Source organism: Mycolicibacterium sp. CBM1 (assembly GCF_054073305.1).
Genome location: NZ_JBSXPP010000021.1, coordinates 81,823 through 97,885, shown reverse-complemented (window position 1 = coordinate 97,885; position 16,063 = coordinate 81,823). Strand labels below are relative to the sequence as shown.

Below are 16,063 nucleotides of genomic sequence, written 5' to 3'. Positions count from 1 at the left end.
CCACCTCGCAGAACACCTCACCAGTCACCGGCGACGGATTCTCGAAATACTGCCCACCCACGGGCGCCACCCACTGCCCACCAACGAAATTCTCATAACGACCCAGGAAAGACATCAACGATCCCTCGGCGCCGGGCCTGGCGTAAACGGTCATGGCATTCTCCTGCCTGTTCAAGACGACGAAGTGTGTCGGTCGTCACTGAAGGTAGGCAGTGCGGGGTTGCAGCACGGTTGCACGCGGTTGCAACGCCGAGCGAGCCGGTTCAGGCCAGGTCGAAATCCAGTCCGGCGAGCCTGCCGCGGGCCTGCGCCTGCTGCACCGAACCCGGCAGGGTGCCGTCGTGAAGCGCCCGCCAGCCGTCCCGGTCGTCGCGCCCGTCGGGGCTGTCCAGCCACCGGCGCAACAGCACCGGGTCGCCGCTGGACAGGACCGCGGCACGCAACGTCATCGCGAGTTCGGTGCGCAGCCGAGCCACGGCCGGCGATATCGACTGCGGCAGAAGCGGTCCCGGGTAGTTCTCCAGCGCGGCCGTCACATCGCCGGCTTCGAGTGCGGCGTAGACCTCGTCGCTGTCGGTGGCGATCGGCACCAGCAGCCGGTAGGGCCGCGACGCGATCACGTCCGCACCGACGACCTTGCGCAGCCGCGACATCTCAGCGCGGACGGTCACCACGTCGAGGTCCTTGTCGTCGAGCAACATCGCCAAGTGGTCAGCGGACAGGCCTTCGGGGTGGCGGCTGAGGAGTACCAGGATGTCGGCGTGGCGTCCGGTCAGCGGGGTGGCCCGCAGATGTCCGAACTCGTCGGTCACCTGCCAGCGCGGACGCTCCGAGCCCAGCACGGCCAGCCGCGGCCGGCCCGGCTCGCTCTCGACGGATGATCCGGTCAACCGCAGCAGCGCCAGGTGGCTCTCGACCGCGACCACGGTGGCACGCACCAGCGCCAGCGCCTGCGCAGTGCCGACTCGTGAGCCGCCGGTCAGGTCGAGTGCGCCCAGCAGCGCGCCGGTGACCGGGTCGTGGACGGGCACCGCCGTGCAGTTCCACGGCTGGACCACGCGGGAGAAGTGCTCCGAGCCGTGGATCTGCAGCTCTGCGTTGAGCGCGAGCGCGGTGCCGGGCGCGTTGGTCCCGGCACCGCGCTCGCTCCAGTCGGCGCCCGGGATGAAGTTCATCGCCTCAGCCCGGCGGCAGGCGCTGCGATCACCCTCGACCCAGAGCAGAGTTCCATCGGCGGCACTGACGGCGACAACCACTCCGGACCCGGCGGCGTCATCGACGAGCAACCGGCGGATCACCGGGAGTGCCGGAGCCAGCGGGTGAGCATCGCGCAGCCGGGCCAATTCTTCCCCCACCGGCGAGGGTTGCGCGGGTGCGTCGGGGTTGACCCCCTTGGCCAGGCTGCGCTGCCAGCTTTTGGCCACCAACGGGCGTAGCGGACTGGACTCCAGGTAGGTGGCATCGACCTCGCCGGCGACGAAGAGTTCATGGACGGCACGCAGCGTCGCCGACGGACGGGGGCGGACCCGGCCGGACCCCGCTGTTCTGGTTGTTCTGGATGCGCTCATCGCCGTTCACACTCCTCGCGCATCCGCCCAGCAACGCGCGTTCGGCCACCATACGCCACATCAGGCGCAGCGAGCCCCGAACTCTAGACTGGGGTCGATACCACGACCGCCGAGCCGGTGTCCCTTCGGCACCGGCCCGCACCTACTGCCCCGACGTCCGGTGGACGGACGCGGCGGGCACCACGGTCGGGCTGGCAGCGCTGGAGGCCAAATGCGTGGGGCTGCAGAGCGGACTGGGTGTGCTGCAGTTCGAGGCGGTCGGTCCGGTCCACGCGCTGGAGAGCTTCGGTTACCTGGCCTGGCGGTTGGTGGATCCGGAAGGCCGTCACCGATGAGCGGGGTCGACGCCGCTCTGATCACCGACGGGCCCATCAGCCACTTGTGGACTGTCCTCACCTGTCCTGACGGTGACTGTGCGGCCCCGCCGGCTCTCCTCCGCCGGGGCCGCACAGAGCTCACCGTGCGGGCGTCAGCCCCACATGCCGGCGGCGCGCCGGTCGGCGGCGGCGACATCGGCGGCCCCGTCCCGTACCGCGGTGCCGAGCCGGACGAGGATGTCGTGCAACGCCGATGCGGACTGCTGCCAGCGGGCCTGCTCACACTGGTAGGCCGCGGCCGCGTCACGCGTCCAGACCTGTTGCAGCGGCGCGATCTGGCGGCTCAAATCGTCGAGTGCGGCACGCAGCCGCGCTGACGTTGCCGTGATGTCGGCCAGAACGGCGGCATCGATCTCGGCGAAATCATACGAAAGAACCGGATCCACGGTCAGTGCTCCTTCGTCCTCGTCACAGGTCTGCGGTCGCGGCGCTGATGCGTTGCGCATGCAGGTGCGCGGCTTCGCGCAGTTGGTGTTCGTTGTTACGGATGGTGTCGGCGATTCCGGCCAGCGCGTGTGACAGCCGGGTGGATTCGGCGTTCCAGTGGGCCACGACGGTCTTGAACCGGGCGGCGGCATACCCGCCCCACACCGACGGCGGGACGGCTTCCATCCGGGTGATGAATCCGTGCAGCAGGGCGCGGATCTCGTCGTTGCGGGCGTCCGCGGCGGCCGCCACCGCGCGCATCAGGTCGAAGTCGGTACTCAATATGGTCATGGTGGCCCAATCCGGTCGAGTTACACACGCTTTCAATGGATTTGACGTTCACGGCTGCGTTGCGGTTCCCATCGATTCGCGGGCGGAGCTGACCGCCTGCTCGCACTCGGCGGTGATGGACCCTTCGCGGCCGGCGGCGCTCTGGCAGCCCACACTGATCCGGGTCGAGCCGTCGAGGAACACCGACCACCGGATGTCACGGCCGGCGCGGACCTCGCGATAGGTGACGGCCGGCCGCCCGCCGTTGCGGCCGCCACCGTCGAAGTCGACGAAGACACCGGATGGTTGCTCACCGATGGCGCGGCGCAACACCTCGGCCGTGGTGTCGAGGTTCTCGCCGGGAGCGTAGGACTGGGTCAGCTGCAGAGCGGCGGACGGGTCTGTGGGCGAGCTGATTTGGACGCGCCGCGATCCCGGGCCGACGGTGATCCTGGCGACCCGCCATCCGCGCGGGATCAGCATCGTGACGCGGCCTTCGGCGAGCCCGACGGCAGCGGGTGACGCAGCCGGGGCACCGGTGCCGTCGGTGGGTGCGGTGCGGCCGACGGCGCACAGGGTGATCGCCACCGCGGCGGCCGCGACCAGAGGTGCCCACGGGCGGGGCGGCCGCGCGGTCACGGTGGCCGGCTCGGCGGCGGGCCGCGACACCACCACGTCGTCGAGCCGGATCGACTCGACAGCCGCTCCGCGTCTGCGCAATGCGTCGCGGACCGCGCCGGCGAACTTCTCGGCATCAGGCACCCCGGCCGGCGCATCGATGACGACTCTTGCGCTGCTGTCGATGTCGACCAACCGGGCAACCTCCGCGGCAGAGATCGGCCGGCAGCGCACCGTAATGCGTTCCACTGCTGCGCCGACGGCCACGACATCGGCGGCGATCTCCACGACCGCGGTCGCACGCCCGTCGGTGAGCGCCTGTGAGCGGGGCAGCGCGACCACCTCGGGGCTGACCGTGCGCGCCGCCTCGAGGATGCGAGCCACCCGCGGCCGCGACCACCACGACGGGTGCACGACGGTCAGCGCCTCACCCGAGGACCCGGCGACGGATTCGATGATGCTGCGCCACAATGCCGCAACCTGTACGGGCCGCTCGTCGACGAGCACCACGGTGTCGTCGATGCCGGCCAGCGCCGCGGCTACCCGCTCAGCCGGGATCGTTGGTCCACGTTCCGGCACGGCGCGCACTGCGACGGGGCCGACCTCCAGCACTGTGCCGTTCACGGCGGACACCAGCCGACCTGGACTCGTTGCGCCCCAGTGTGGGTGACGAACAAACCGCGTCCCGGCGGTTGCGCTGCGGCGCGGTGCGCACCGATCAGGGGTCCCTCCTCCGGGCTGCCGTCCATGAGCAGCCCCATGCATCCGCTGTCGCGCAGGTGCACCAGGAGCGGATCGAACATCGCGCGGGCGGTTCCCGCACAACGGCGCGCCACCACCAGGTGTAGTCCGATGTCGTTGGCGTGCGGAAGAAGTCCCAGCAGCGGTGCGAACGCATCACCGGCGGCGGACATCCGGTCGTGGTCGTCGACGATGACGAAGACATCCGGCCCACTCCACCACGATCGGGTTCGCAGCTGCGCGACCGCGGTACCCGGCGCCGGCAATCGGCGGGTGAGGAGCCCGATCAGATCCGGCAGCAGGTCGGCGACCGCGCTGTCGGTGAAGGCGTAGCCGTCGAGCTGCCCGGGTTCGGCCTCACCCAGCAGGCCGCGACGGTAGTCGACGACGAACACCAGGGCCGGACGGTCGGCGGCGCCGCGCACCAGTTCACGGCACAGTGTCCGCAGCACCGAGGTCTTGCCGCAGCCCCGGTCGCCGAGGATCAGCAGATGGGCATGCCGGGTGAAGTCCACGCTGACCGGTGCGAGGTCTGCCTCGCCCAGCCCGAGCACCACATGGTCCGCCGAACCGGCCTGGTTCACCAGCGAGTCGTGATCCACCCGGGCGGGTAGCAGCCGCACCCGTGGTGCGCGCCAGGGTCCGACAGGACAGACCTCGGACCCGTCGGTGCAGGCGATCTGGAAATGCGCTCCGTCGCTGGTGATTCCGCGCCCCGGTTGGCCGACGGGAACCAGCACGGCCCGTTTGCGGTCGATGTCGGAATCCATCGGGTCACCCAGGCGTAGTTCGATCCTGGTGCCGATCTGGTCTTTGAGACCAGGCCGAATGTCGGCCCAGCGGGCCGCGGTGAGGATCAGGTGGACACCGAACGACAACCCGCGCGCCGCAACGCCGGTGATGACGGCCTCCAGATCCGGAAAGTCCTCCCGGATACTCCCCCACCCGTCCACAACCAGGAAGACGTCACCGTAATCGTCGACGTTGCACCCCATTTCACGGGCTTGCAGGACCGCGACGACATGCGCGACGGTCCGGCGCACCAACTCGACATCCTGGCGGGCCGCGACCGACCCGACGTGGGGGTAGGCCCGTACGGTGGCGAGCGATCCGCCGCCGAAATCGAGAACGTAGAACTGGATGCGGCGCGGTTCATGACCGGCGGCCAGCGCGGTGAGCAGGGCCCGGACCGTTGCCGACTTGCCGCTCTGCGGCGCGCCCACCACCGCGACGTTGCCGCCCGCCCCTGCGAGGTCCACCCGCAGCGGTGCGCGGCGCTGCTCGAACGGCAGGTCGACGACTCCGAGGACGGTGCTGAGCTCGGGGCCCCGGTCGATCAACAGTTCGGCAAGTTTCGGCGGTGCGGCCAATGGCGGCAACCAGATCTGGTGGGCCCGCGCGCCGATGCCCGCGAGCCGGTCGACCACCGCATCGAACACGGTGCGCTGGTCCTGCGGGACGGGACCCGGGGTTCCCGGCTCGGCGGTGAACACCCGCACCGCTGGTTGGTCCGGGCCGGCCGGCGGCTGGGTATCCGCGGCGGGGACGCCGAGGTAGGTGCCCTGGAACCGGACCAGCCGCCCGTCGGCCGTGCGCAGCAGGGCGGCTCCCGGGGTGGCGGGCAGTTCGGCGGCGTCGGCGACACCGAGCACGGCACGAGACTGCGCGGCGGTGGAGGTCTTCAGGCAGATCCGATACGACAGATGCGATTCGAGGCCGCGCAGCCGGCCCTCGTCCAGCTGTTGGCTGGCCAACAGTAGATGCACGCCGAGCGAGCGCCCGACACGGCCGATCATGGTGAACAAATCGGCGAACTCGGGATGCAGGTGCAGCAGTTCGGCGAACTCGTCGACGACCACGAACAGCGACGGCAGCGGCGGCAGTTCTGCCGCCACGGTGCGAATCCGCCGGTAGGCGGCAAGGTTCACGGCATTGTCGGCGCGGCGCAACAAATGTTGGCGGCGCTGGACCTCGCCGCCGAGGGCGTCGATCGCGCGGCTCACCAGCTGTGCCTCGTCGGCAAGATTGGTGATGACGGCGGCGACGTGGTTCAGGCCCTCCATGCCGAGAAAGGTTGCCCCGCCTTTGAAGTCGACCAGCACCAGATTGAGCTCCTCGGGGGAATGCCGACCCGCCATCCCGAGGACGACGGTGCGCAGCAGTTCGGATTTACCGGAACCGGTTGCGCCGATGCACAGCCCGTGCGGGCCGTGACCGCCGTCGGCCGCCTCCTTGATATCGAGTGTTACCGGTTGGCCATCGACCGTCTCGCCCAGGATCGCCCTGAGCCGGTCCGCCGGCCCGGAGTGCACCCATACGTGCGGGGCAACAGAGTTCAACTCTGACAATCCCGTCTCTCGGTACCAGCGCTGCACGTCGTCGGGTTCGGGCCGGCTCGCCCGGTAGCGTGCAAGCCGGCGCGCACACAGCCGCGCCTCGGCCACGGTCATCGCATCCGGGTGGGCGAGATCCTCCAGACGGTCACCAAAGCCCGCGGCCAGCCGGCCGCCACTGAGCTGCAGCCGGGCCGCCGGGCCGGCAGCGTCGCCGACGACCACCACACGCACTCCGGCAATGCCGCCCACACCGCAGTGGTCGACGCCATCGGCGATCACCACCACCACGCCGCCGCGTCGAGACCCCAGGGCGGCCCACACCCCGTCGGCCTCGGCCACGGTGCGGAAGACCATCGCCCCGCCCAGTGCGGGATGGACGTTGTGCGGCAACCATTTCAGCCAGTCCCAGTCCTCGCGGCGGTCGGTGATCGCGACGATCGCCACGACGTCGGGGCCGTGCAGCACCGCCAGCTGGCAGAGCATCGCACGCACCAACGCCCGCGCCGGCTCCGACTCACCACCGATCGCGAGTAGGCCTACCTCGTGCAGCGCGACCGCCACCGGGAGATCCTCGACGGTGCTGTGACGATGGACGAACATCCGCAGCGCGTCCGCCGTAACCGGGTCCGCGTCATCGGGCGGCCCGGTCGGCGGCAACACCAACCTGCGCGCCAGCCGCTGCCGGCCCACCCCGAGGCGAACAAGGCCGAAATCCGAATCCCCCACCCGCCGCTCCCACCTGCGCGGGCCTGCGGTCAGGGTCCACAACGCCGACGGCGCCGGATGCGTCCACAGCAGCGACTCGCGCTGGCGTCGCGCCGTGTCGTGCAGCTGCTCCCCGAGCCGCCGCAGGTCGGCCAGATAACCGCGACGCTGATCGTCGAGGCGGGTTCCGGGCCGCCCAGCACCGAACTGCGCGACCACACCGAGCAGGGAGACGATCATCATCACCGGCAGGATCGCCGCGTACGGGCCGCGTGCCGCCATACCCGATCCCCACAACATCAGCGCCCCCGTACCGGCCATCCCGCCGAGGGCCATCAGCGGCACGATCCGCGTCGTGCCGGCACGCGCCTCGACTCGCGGCGGCGCGGTAACCGGCACGTCGTCGGTCGGGAACGTGGGGGGCGCCAGCCGGGCGGGCCGATCCATGAGCGGACCGTAGGCACCACGGGGCCACTCGGCAATTCACCTGTGGACAAACGAAATCAGGGCCGGCTCCCGCTGCCTAACGTCAATCGGCATGACTGTCACCGACGCGGTGTGCCGGGTGTCGATCCGGACCGACGACCACGACCTCGACCTCGACGTCTCCGCCCACCTGCCGATCCGCGACCTGCTGCCCGCAGTGGTCGACCTGATCGAAGGCCACCACGTCACCGGCCGGGACTTCCACATCCGGCGGGTGTGCGGACCACGGCTTGACCCGGCCCGCACGCTGAGCCAGTACGACGTCCGCGACGGCGAAGTCCTCATCCTGACCACGGCGCCGCTCAGCGTCCCCGCACAGCCGGGTGATGAATGCGACGCTCTCGCCGCAGCGGTGGCTGCGGCGGCCGAGGTGGTGCCACCGTGGGCGCCGCGCATCCGGCGGGTCCTCCGGTGGGGGCTGCTGTGCTGGGCGGTGCTGGGGCTGGCGGCGGTGCTCGGCAGACCGCTGCTGGACGGCCACGCCGCCCGCTACCCGGTCTGCTCGGCGGCGGCGGCACTGCTGGCCGCGGTCGCGGCAGTGGTTGTGGCGCGCCGGGAGCCCGCCGGTTGCGGCGCACCGGCGCTCGGGGTTTCGGCGGTGGCGTTCGCCGGGGTGACCGGTTGGCTGGCCACCCCGGATGCGGCTGTCCTCTCCGGGTTTGCCCTGGCCGCGTCGGCGACGGCGGCGGCAGCACTGGTGCTGTGGCGTGTGTTGAATTGTGCGCCTGGGATTTTCCTCCCGCTGGCCGGTGCCGCATTGCCTGCGTCGGCCGCATCGGTCGGCGCGATGGTCAGCTGGTGGCCGGGCGCGGTCGCTGGGCCGGCACTGGCGGCCTGCGCCTTGGCAGCCCTCGTCGGTGCCCCGCGACTCGTGGCGCTCGGCGTGGCGTTCTCGTCGGCGGCGACGATCAGTGAGCGGCTGACCGTGGTGGTGAGCGGGGCGGCTGCCGCCATGTCCACCGGGGTGGTGTTGACCGCACTGACCACCCAACGCCACGCTGCCGCAGCGGCGTTCGGCGCCGCGGCGGCGGGTGCGGCAGCGCTACGCGTGCGCAGCCACCGCGAGCCCTACCTCGCGGCGGCACTGGCGCTCTCGGCAGCCATCGCCGCGATGTGCGTCATCGCGATGTCGGTGTCGGCGACACCGGCCACCGCGCCGTGGATATGCGCCACCCTGCTGAGCGTGGCGGGCGCGGCGATATGGCCGGGTAATGTTGTCCGGCAATTGTTTTCAAGTACACCGCGGCAGGCCATCGCGATTCTCGATCTGACGGTCACCGCCGCCATCGTGCCGCTGGCCTGCGCCGCCGCCGGGGTACTGCCATGACCCGGCGTGTGGTCGCCGTCACGGCCGCCGCCTTGCTCATGGCGGCGCAGTGCGCTCCCCCGGCATATGCGGTCGCCCCACCCCCCATCGACAGCTCGCGGCTCCCTGCGCCGGCGCCACCGTCGCCGCCGCAACCGACCGGACAGCAGCAGCCGTGTGCCATCCCGACGCACACCGCGGTAGGACCGGGATCCGCCAGGCACACAGCCCCTTTCGATATGACCGCGATCTGGCGATTGAGCCGGGGCGCGAATCAGCGGGTGCTGGTCATCGATACCGGTGTCGCACCCCATCAACGGCTGGTCGGTGTCATCGGCGGCGGCGACTACGTGTCCGACGGTGACGGCCGTCAGGATTGCGACGGACACGGCACCGTAGTGGCCGGGATCATCGCCGCCGCCCCCGATCCGAGCGACCCGTCGGGGTTCGCCGGGATCGCCCCAGAAGCCACACTGGTGTCGATCCGGCAGTCCTCCAACATGTTCGGGCCGCTGGCCGACCCCGGGAGCCGCGGTTCCGGCGACGTCGCCACGCTGGCGATGGCCGTTCGCACCGCGGCGGACATGGGCGCCTCGGTGATCAACATCTCCTCGGTGGCGTGTACCGAATCGACGCTGGACGACCGAGCTCTGGGTGCTGCGCTGGCATACGCGGTCGACGTCAAGGACGCGGTGGTGGTGACCGCGGCGGGCAATGTCGGCGGCGCCGGACAATGTCCGCGCCAGAACACCGCGGCCGAGGTCACGGTGGTTGCCAGCCCGGCGTGGTACGACGACTACGTCCTCACCGTCGGGTCGGTTGCAGCCGACGGTGAGCCATCGCCGTTCAGCCTCACCGGCCCTTGGGTGGACGTCGCCGCGCCCGGTGAGGACATCGTGTCCCTCGACCCGGACGGCGAGGGACTGATCGACACCGTCCCGACGCCGTCGGGTCCGGTGCCGATTTCGGGGACCAGTTACGCCGCCCCCTTCGTCAGCGGACTCGCGGCGCTGGTGCGCTCCCGCTTTCCCCGGCTGTCGGCCCGTCAGGTGATGGCCCGTATCGAGACCACCGCCCACCACCCCAGCGCCGGCAGGGACGACGCGACCGGACACGGTGTCATCGATCCGCTGGCCGCACTCAGCGATCACAGCACCCCGCTGGCGCCGCCACCACCGGCTCCGGTGGTGGCGGCGTCCCAGTCATCCCCGGGGACCGGCCACGGGCACGGGGTGGCGGCGGCCGCGACGGCGTTGTGCCTGGCCGGTGTCGTCGCCGCGGGTTCGGCACGGTTACGGCGCCGGGAGCGCGACGTCGCGCACGACTAAGGCCGCATCGCGGCTGAGTTCGGGTCCGGCGGGCAGCACACCGATGATCGCCCACGGCACCGGCGCGGGCGCCGTGGGCAGGCCCAGCGCCTCGGCTGCCGCCGAATCATGTATGGGGAAGCGGATTCCCGAGTCGGTGATCAGGAAGCGGCCGGTCGGGCCGGTGTCGGTGGTCAGCATTCCGGCGGTGACGTCCATACTGCGCCCGGGTGGGAAGCGGACGCGATCCAGACGCGGTCCGGCGCCGTCGGCACCCGCCAGGACGACGCCTTCGGGCTCGGCGGACGCCGGAATCGCCAGACCGCTGTGGCCGTTGGCCCATGTCGCGCATAGTCCGTCGGTGACGTCGACGAGGCGGGGCGGCTCGTCGGGATAAGTGGCCACCGCAAGGGCGTCGACCAGGGGCACGCTGCTGATGAGTCCGGCTGTGAGGGTGAGGATCTGGCTCGTGCTGTCGGGGTCGGCGAAGCGAAGAAGATCCACTGCCAGCCTTCCGACACGCTGCACCCCGTCGCGCAGGGCCACGTAATGCTCCACGCTGCCGGCCCGGGTGACGGCCACGACGGTGCCGACCGACAGTCCGGGGACCCCGGAGGGTTCTCCTCGTCCAGCGATCCGCGGGGCGGCGATTGCGGGCACTTCGGGGATCGCGTTCAACACCGCGGGTGCGATGGCCCGCATCCTCACCCCGTCGAGGTGCAGTGCGCGGCTCGTCGAGGGGTCCTGGGGGTCGATCGCCGCACGCCTGCCGTCGTAGAGCAGGTAGGCCGACCCGTCGGCCGCTGCTGCCACGACCGCGCTGTGCGGACTCAACTGCTCCGGGGCCCAGCCCTTTCCGAGTGCGACCGTGGTTGCCCCGTCGGGATCGTCGCACACCGCCCACTGCTCGCCGGTGGGTGCCGTCACGGCGCCGGGGGTAGGCGGCGCCCCGGGGATGCCGAGTACCGGCCCCGGCGCGACGTCCCCGAGTGCCGACTCGTCGACCACGCGGGCATCCACCGCCGAGCCGAGGATCAGCCGTGCCGAGGTCAGGTTCGCCACCGGCCGAAGCCGCTGATCCACCCGCACGAACAACGCACCGGACTGGCGCACCAGCACCAGTGCGGCGTCGCCGGGGCCGGTGTCATGGCGCAGCGCCGGGATGATGGTGCTCAGGATGAGCCCACCCGCCGCGATGACACAGCCGCTGAGCAGGGCGAGGTTCTGGGCGCGCAGCGGATCGCGCTCGCGCGGCATGCGCCGGCCCAGAACGGCGTAGTCCAGCCGACGCAGCCGGAAGCGCTGGGCACTGCGTCGCAGCCGTCGGCTTCCGGTCAACGCCATCGCCTCAACGCCATCGCCTCAACGCCATCGCCTCACGCTAGGGCGATCGACACCTTGGCGAGTTCAGCCGTCCACAGGCTCGTCGGTCTCCTTGGAGCGCCGTTCCCGGTAGGCCGCGACATGCTGGCGGTTGCCGCAGTTGCCGGTATCGCAGAACATCCGCGAGCGGTTGCGGGATAGATCGATCAGCACCGCACCGCAATCCGGGGCCGCGCAGATCTTGAGCCGTCGCAGTTCACCGGCACGCACCAGATCGGCCAGCGACATTGCCATCTCGGCACCCATCCGCTGGGCCAGGGGATCGTGGATGGAGGCCAGGTGCAGGTGCCATTCCGGCATCTCAGGGTGGCGGGTCAACCATGGCGCGGCGCGCGTGTCGGCCAGCAAGGCGTTGATCTGACCGACGGCCCGCACCTCGTCGTCGGCGGCCGCCCAGATCCGGCCCAGCCGGTGCCGCAGGGTGCGGACCGACTCCAGTTCGGCATCGTCGTGATCGCGCCGCCCCGTCCAGCCGTAACCGTCCAGATACTCGTCCAGCGCAGCCTGGTCGGCCAGCTGCTCACCGTCGGTGCGGTCGGTGTTGATCAGCGCACAGGCAGCGCGCAACGTGAGCTCCGTGTCATGACTGAAAAGCATTTGACGCATGACTCCCCCTGGCCGTAGTGTCACGAGCAACCATTATTTTACTCATTACACGCGAGGGGGTGCCTCATGTCGACTGCTGCTGGTGGCCAGAACCACTTCCGGCTCGGTCTGTTGTTCGCGATCGGATCGGCGTTCACGTTCGGCATGTCCGGCCCCTTCGCCAAGTCGCTGATGGGTGCCGGCTGGTCGCCGACCGCGGCGGTGACCGCCCGGCTGGCCGGTGGCGCGCTGGTGATGGCGATCTTCGCCACCGTCGTCAAACCGGACTGGTTGCGCGAGGCCCGTGCCCACGCCCGCACCGTCGTCGCCTACGGGCTGGTCCCGATCGCCGGCGCCCAACTCTGCTACTACAACGCCGTCTCGCACCTGTCGGTCGGCGTGGCGCTGCTGTTGGAGTACACCGCCCCCATCCTCGTCGTGGGCTGGATCTGGGGGACCACCCGGCGGCGACCCCGCACTATGACGCTGGCCGGGGTGGCCCTGGCCCTCGCCGGAATCATGCTGGTCCTGAATGTCTTCTCCGGCGCCACCCAGGTCAACGCCACCGGCGTCGCCTGGGGCTTGGCGGCGGCCATCTGCGCGGCCTGCTACTTCATGATGTCCGACGAGGTGACCGCCGACGGCAGCGGACTGAGCTCGATCTCCCTGGCCGCGGGAGGCTTGGTGGTCGGCGCGATCGCCGTCGGGCTGCTCGGCCTGACCGGCGTGATGCCGCTGAGATTCACCGCCAACGACGCCGCGGTCGCCGGTGCGACCGTGCCGTGGTGGGTTCCGGTGGCGATGCTGGCCGTCGTGGCCACCGCCGTCGCGTACACCCTCGGTATCAGCGGGGTGGCCCGGCTTCGCCCGAGCTTCGCTTCGCTGGTCGGCCTGGGCGAGGTGCTGTTCGCCGTCCTCTCGGCGTGGGTGCTGCTGGGCGAAGCCGTCACGGCCACCCAGGCGGTCGGTGGCGTAGTGGTGCTCGGTGGGCTGGCTCTCGCCCGCCTGGGTGACCGCAGTGCCGAAGTGACCGCGGCGACCTGGCCCGACGCCGGTGCCGTGGAGACCGTCGGAGCCCCGGCGGGCACCGCCTGACGGCAGATCGAGCAAACGTCAGGAATGAACAGCTCCCGCGTCTGTAATATCCAGGTGTGCTAACCATTCCCGCCTGGGTGAGTCCCCTACGCGCCGCGGCTGCCGCCCTACTGGTCTCCGCGACCACGATGGTCAGCCCCACGATGCTGGCCACTGCCAACGCCGCCGTCTGCAAGGACGTCCAGGTCGTCTTCGCCCGCGGCACCGACGAGCCGCCGGGCGTCGGCCGGGTGGGTCAGGCTTTCGTCGACTCACTGCGCGGCAAAATCGGCAATCGGTCGATGGGGGTGTACGCCGTCAACTACCCGGCCAGCTATGACTTCCTGGCCGCCGCCGACGGCGCGAACGATGCCAGTGCCTTCATCCAGGATGTGGTCAACACCTGCCCGGCCACCCGACTCGTGCTCGGCGGGTACTCCCAGGGTGCCGCCATCATCGACATCATCACCTCGGTGCCGTTCCCGGCCGTCGGGTTCAACAACCCACTGCCGCCCGACGTCGCCGACCACGTCGCCGGCCTGGCCGTTTTCGGGAATCCGACCGCAAAAGTGGGGCTGCCGCTGACCTCCAGCCCCGTCTACGGCCCCAAAGCCATCGACCTGTGCAACGACGGCGACCCGGTGTGCTCCGGCGGCGACAGCGTGCCGGCCCACCGCAACTACGGCGCGGACGGCACAGCCAACCAGGCCGCGGCGTTCGTCGCCGGCCTACTGTGAGCTCCTTTCGGTTTTGGCCGCCCGTCAACGAATGTGTGACTATTTAGCTCAAATGCTCGTGATCGAAGGGGTTCTTCCAGCGTGGCCAGCTCGACCGTGACTTCCCACCGCAGCGTCCGGATTGCCGCGGCCGCGGCAGTCGCCGCCACGCTGTTCACCCCCACCGCACCGGCCTGGACCGCCGCGGCGCAACCGTGCTCCGACGTCGACGTGGTTTTCGCCCGTGGTACCAGCGAGCCCGCGGGCATCGGCCGCGTCGGACAAGCGCTCACCGACACGCTGCAGAGTCAACTCGGTGGCCGTACCGTCAGCGCCTACGGGGTGAACTACCCGGCCACCTATGACTTCCTGGCGGCCGCCGACGGTGCCACCGACGCGACCAACCACATCCTGGCCACCGCGGCCGCCTGCCCGTCGACCCGCTTCGTGCTCGGCGGCTACTCGCAGGGCGCCGCCGTCGTCGACATGCTGGTGGGCATCCCGCCGCTCGGCGAGAAGGTGGGCGAGATCGGTTCGGCTCCGCCACTGCCGTCCAGCGTGGCAGACAAGGTCGCCGGCATTGCCGTGTTCGGCAACCCGTCGGCGAAATTCGGGATCCCGGTGACCGCGGCGGGCGCTCCGTACGCAGGCAAGGGTATCGACCTGTGCAACGACGGCGACCCGATCTGCTCGCGGGGCCGCAACCCGTTCGCCCATACCGACTACGAGACCACCGACATGCCCGCGCAGGCCGCCGGGTTCATCGCCGGGTTGCTGTAGCCCGTCCCATCGTTTGCTGGCAAGCCCGCTCGCTCCTTCGTCTACCATGACGAGGTGGGTCTGAGGGCAGTGCTGAGCGGCGTCGCAGCGGTCATGACCGTTGCCGGATCGCTGCTGCCCACCGCCGTCGCGACGGCAGCATCATGTCCAGATGCCGAGGTCATCTTTGCCCGTGGCCGATTCGAACCGGCCGGTATCGGTCGCATCGGGCAGGCGCTCGTCGATTCCTTGCGCACCAAGACCCCCAAAAGCATCGGCACCTACGCGGTGAACTACATCGCGGACTGGGACGTCGTGCCCGGCGCCAACGACATGAGCAGGCACATGCAGTACATGGCGGCCAACTGTCCGGCCACCCGCCTGGTGCCCGGGGGCTACTCACTGGGCGCGGCGGTCGTCGACGTCGTCCTGGGCGCGACGCAATCGCAATTCGGGTTCACCAACCCGTTGCCGGCGGGTATCGACGCCCACGTCGCGGCGGTGGCGCTCTTCGGCAACGGCACCCGCAGCATCTTCGGACCGGTGTCGGCGACCAACAGCCCGCTCTACGGTCCCAAGACCATCGATCAGTGCAATGTCGACGACCCGATCTGCAACGGCATCGATCCCAGCACCCTCGCCGACAACTGGTCGTCGCATCTGCAGGACGCCTATATCGATTCGGGCCTGGTCGATCAGGCCGCCGAGTTCGTGGCGGCCAGGCTGTGAGCCGCCGGGCGCTGACCGGTGCACTAGCCGTACTGTGCTGCGCGGCAGCACTATTGGCCGTGCCGGCAGTGCTACCCACTGGCGTCCCCGGAGCGGCGGCACCAGCCGGTGCCGCGAGCTGCCCGGATGTCGAGGTGATCTTCGCGCGCGGCCGGATCGAACCGGCCGGCACCGGGATCATCGGCAAGGACTTCGTGGCGGCACTCCGGTCCAGGGTCAACAAGAACATCGGCGTGTACGCGGTGAACTACCCGGCAAATACCGAGGTCGACATCGGCGCCAACGACATCAGCCGGCGGATCCAATACAACATAGACAACTGCCCTAACACCCGGCTGGTCCTCGGCGGTTATTCGCTCGGCGCCGCAGCCACCGACATGGCGTTGGCGGTGCCCATCCCCATCCTGGGTTTCAAGACCACCCTCCCGTCCGGCGCGGACAGCCATATCGCGGCAGTCGCGTTGTTCGGCAACGGGACCCAGTGGTTGGGGCCGATCACCAACTTCAACCCGGCATTCCAGGACCGCACGATCGAGCTGTGCCACGGCGCGGACCCGATCTGCAATCCGGCCGATCCGGACACCTGGGAGACCAACTGGCCCGATCACTTGGCCGCCGCGTACCAGAAGGCCGGGATGATCAGCCAGGCTGCCGATTTCGTCGCCGGAAAGCTCTGA

General features: G+C 70.3%; 14 protein-coding genes and 1 pseudogene. 7 read left to right on the top strand and 8 right to left on the bottom strand.

Features of this window, described 5'->3' with window-relative positions; genetic code table 11:
- The 6 genes and pseudogenes from ACXDF8_RS23460 to eccCa all read right to left on the bottom strand — a co-directional run.
- Positions 1–154, bottom strand: a pseudogene (locus tag ACXDF8_RS23460) (aldehyde dehydrogenase); the annotation flags it as partial.
- Between the two features lie 109 nt (positions 155–263).
- On the bottom strand, positions 264–1,568 hold the full coding sequence (locus ACXDF8_RS23455; protein WP_457225665.1) for a helix-turn-helix domain-containing protein: 1,305 nt from the start codon (positions 1,566–1,568) through the stop codon (positions 264–266).
- A gap of 469 nt (positions 1,569–2,037) precedes the next feature.
- The gene (locus ACXDF8_RS23450; RefSeq protein WP_457225664.1) at positions 2,038–2,331 is read right to left on the bottom strand and encodes a WXG100 family type VII secretion target; all 294 of its coding nucleotides are present in this window, start codon (positions 2,329–2,331) and stop codon (positions 2,038–2,040) included.
- A gap of 22 nt (positions 2,332–2,353) precedes the next feature.
- Positions 2,354–2,662: a WXG100 family type VII secretion target gene (locus ACXDF8_RS23445; protein WP_457225663.1), complete on the bottom strand. Its 309-nt coding sequence runs from the start codon at positions 2,660–2,662 to the stop codon at positions 2,354–2,356.
- A 48-nt stretch (positions 2,663–2,710) separates the two neighbouring features.
- On the bottom strand, positions 2,711–3,892 hold the full coding sequence (locus ACXDF8_RS23440; RefSeq protein WP_457225662.1) for a type VII secretion-associated protein: 1,182 nt from the start codon (positions 3,890–3,892) through the stop codon (positions 2,711–2,713).
- A complete protein-coding gene (gene eccCa / locus ACXDF8_RS23435) occupies positions 3,880–7,488 on the bottom strand; it encodes a type VII secretion protein EccCa (protein WP_457225661.1) in 3,609 nt (1,202 codons plus the stop codon). The genes ACXDF8_RS23440 and eccCa overlap by 13 nt, the downstream gene beginning before the upstream one ends.
- A gap of 91 nt (positions 7,489–7,579) precedes the next feature.
- On the opposite strand from eccCa, the gene ACXDF8_RS23430 reads away from it, so the two are divergent.
- Positions 7,580–8,854 (top strand): EsaB/YukD family protein, encoded by a 1,275-nt coding sequence (locus ACXDF8_RS23430; RefSeq protein ID WP_457225660.1) that lies wholly within the window; start codon positions 7,580–7,582, stop codon positions 8,852–8,854.
- Positions 8,851–10,161: a type VII secretion-associated serine protease mycosin gene (gene mycP, locus ACXDF8_RS23425; RefSeq protein ID WP_457225659.1), complete on the top strand. Its 1,311-nt coding sequence runs from the start codon at positions 8,851–8,853 to the stop codon at positions 10,159–10,161. The genes ACXDF8_RS23430 and mycP overlap by 4 nt, the downstream gene beginning before the upstream one ends.
- Here the strand turns inward: mycP and eccB are convergent.
- A complete protein-coding gene (gene eccB / locus ACXDF8_RS23420; RefSeq protein WP_457225658.1) occupies positions 10,126–11,484 on the bottom strand; it encodes a type VII secretion protein EccB in 1,359 nt (452 codons plus the stop codon). The two genes, mycP and eccB, sit on opposite strands and share 36 nt — an antisense overlap.
- 63 nt (positions 11,485–11,547) lie before the next feature.
- A complete protein-coding gene (locus ACXDF8_RS23415; RefSeq protein WP_457225657.1) occupies positions 11,548–12,120 on the bottom strand; it encodes a CGNR zinc finger domain-containing protein in 573 nt (190 codons plus the stop codon).
- Positions 12,121–12,195: 75 nt separating this feature from the next.
- Here ACXDF8_RS23415 and ACXDF8_RS23410 point away from each other — a divergent pair, with 75 nt between their 5' ends.
- From ACXDF8_RS23410 to ACXDF8_RS23390, 5 genes are all read left to right on the top strand, one after another.
- Positions 12,196–13,203: an EamA family transporter gene (locus ACXDF8_RS23410; protein WP_457225656.1), complete on the top strand. Its 1,008-nt coding sequence runs from the start codon at positions 12,196–12,198 to the stop codon at positions 13,201–13,203.
- A gap of 128 nt (positions 13,204–13,331) precedes the next feature.
- Positions 13,332–13,919 (top strand): cutinase family protein, encoded by a 588-nt coding sequence (locus tag ACXDF8_RS23405; protein WP_457225672.1) that lies wholly within the window; start codon positions 13,332–13,334, stop codon positions 13,917–13,919.
- Positions 13,920–14,000: 81 nt separating this feature from the next.
- The gene (locus ACXDF8_RS23400) at positions 14,001–14,678 is read left to right on the top strand and encodes a cutinase family protein (RefSeq protein ID WP_457225655.1); all 678 of its coding nucleotides are present in this window, start codon (positions 14,001–14,003) and stop codon (positions 14,676–14,678) included.
- 93 nt (positions 14,679–14,771) lie between these two features.
- Positions 14,772–15,386, top strand: coding sequence for a cutinase family protein (locus tag ACXDF8_RS23395; RefSeq protein ID WP_457225671.1), 615 nt, complete (start codon positions 14,772–14,774; stop codon positions 15,384–15,386).
- A complete protein-coding gene (locus ACXDF8_RS23390) occupies positions 15,383–16,063 on the top strand; it encodes a cutinase family protein (RefSeq protein ID WP_457225654.1) in 681 nt (226 codons plus the stop codon). Before ACXDF8_RS23395 ends, ACXDF8_RS23390 begins: the two co-directional genes overlap by 4 nt.

Coding starts and splice junctions, on each gene's coding strand:
- ACXDF8_RS23455 (WP_457225665.1), bottom strand. CDS start 1,568: ATGAGCGCATCCAGAACAACCAGAACAGCGGGGTCCGGCCGGGTCCGC.
- ACXDF8_RS23445 (WP_457225663.1), bottom strand. CDS start 2,662: ATGACCATATTGAGTACCGACTTCGACCTGATGCGCGCGGTGGCGGCC.
- eccCa (WP_457225661.1), bottom strand. CDS start 7,488: ATGGATCGGCCCGCCCGGCTGGCGCCCCCCACGTTCCCGACCGACGAC.
- ACXDF8_RS23430 (WP_457225660.1), top strand. CDS start 7,580: ATGACTGTCACCGACGCGGTGTGCCGGGTGTCGATCCGGACCGACGAC.
- mycP (WP_457225659.1), top strand. CDS start 8,851: ATGACCCGGCGTGTGGTCGCCGTCACGGCCGCCGCCTTGCTCATGGCG.
- eccB (WP_457225658.1), bottom strand. CDS start 11,484: ATGGCGTTGACCGGAAGCCGACGGCTGCGACGCAGTGCCCAGCGCTTC.
- ACXDF8_RS23415 (WP_457225657.1), bottom strand. CDS start 12,120: ATGCTTTTCAGTCATGACACGGAGCTCACGTTGCGCGCTGCCTGTGCG.
- ACXDF8_RS23410 (WP_457225656.1), top strand. CDS start 12,196: ATGTCGACTGCTGCTGGTGGCCAGAACCACTTCCGGCTCGGTCTGTTG.
- ACXDF8_RS23405 (WP_457225672.1), top strand. CDS start 13,332: ATGGTCAGCCCCACGATGCTGGCCACTGCCAACGCCGCCGTCTGCAAG.
- ACXDF8_RS23395 (WP_457225671.1), top strand. CDS start 14,772: ATGACCGTTGCCGGATCGCTGCTGCCCACCGCCGTCGCGACGGCAGCA.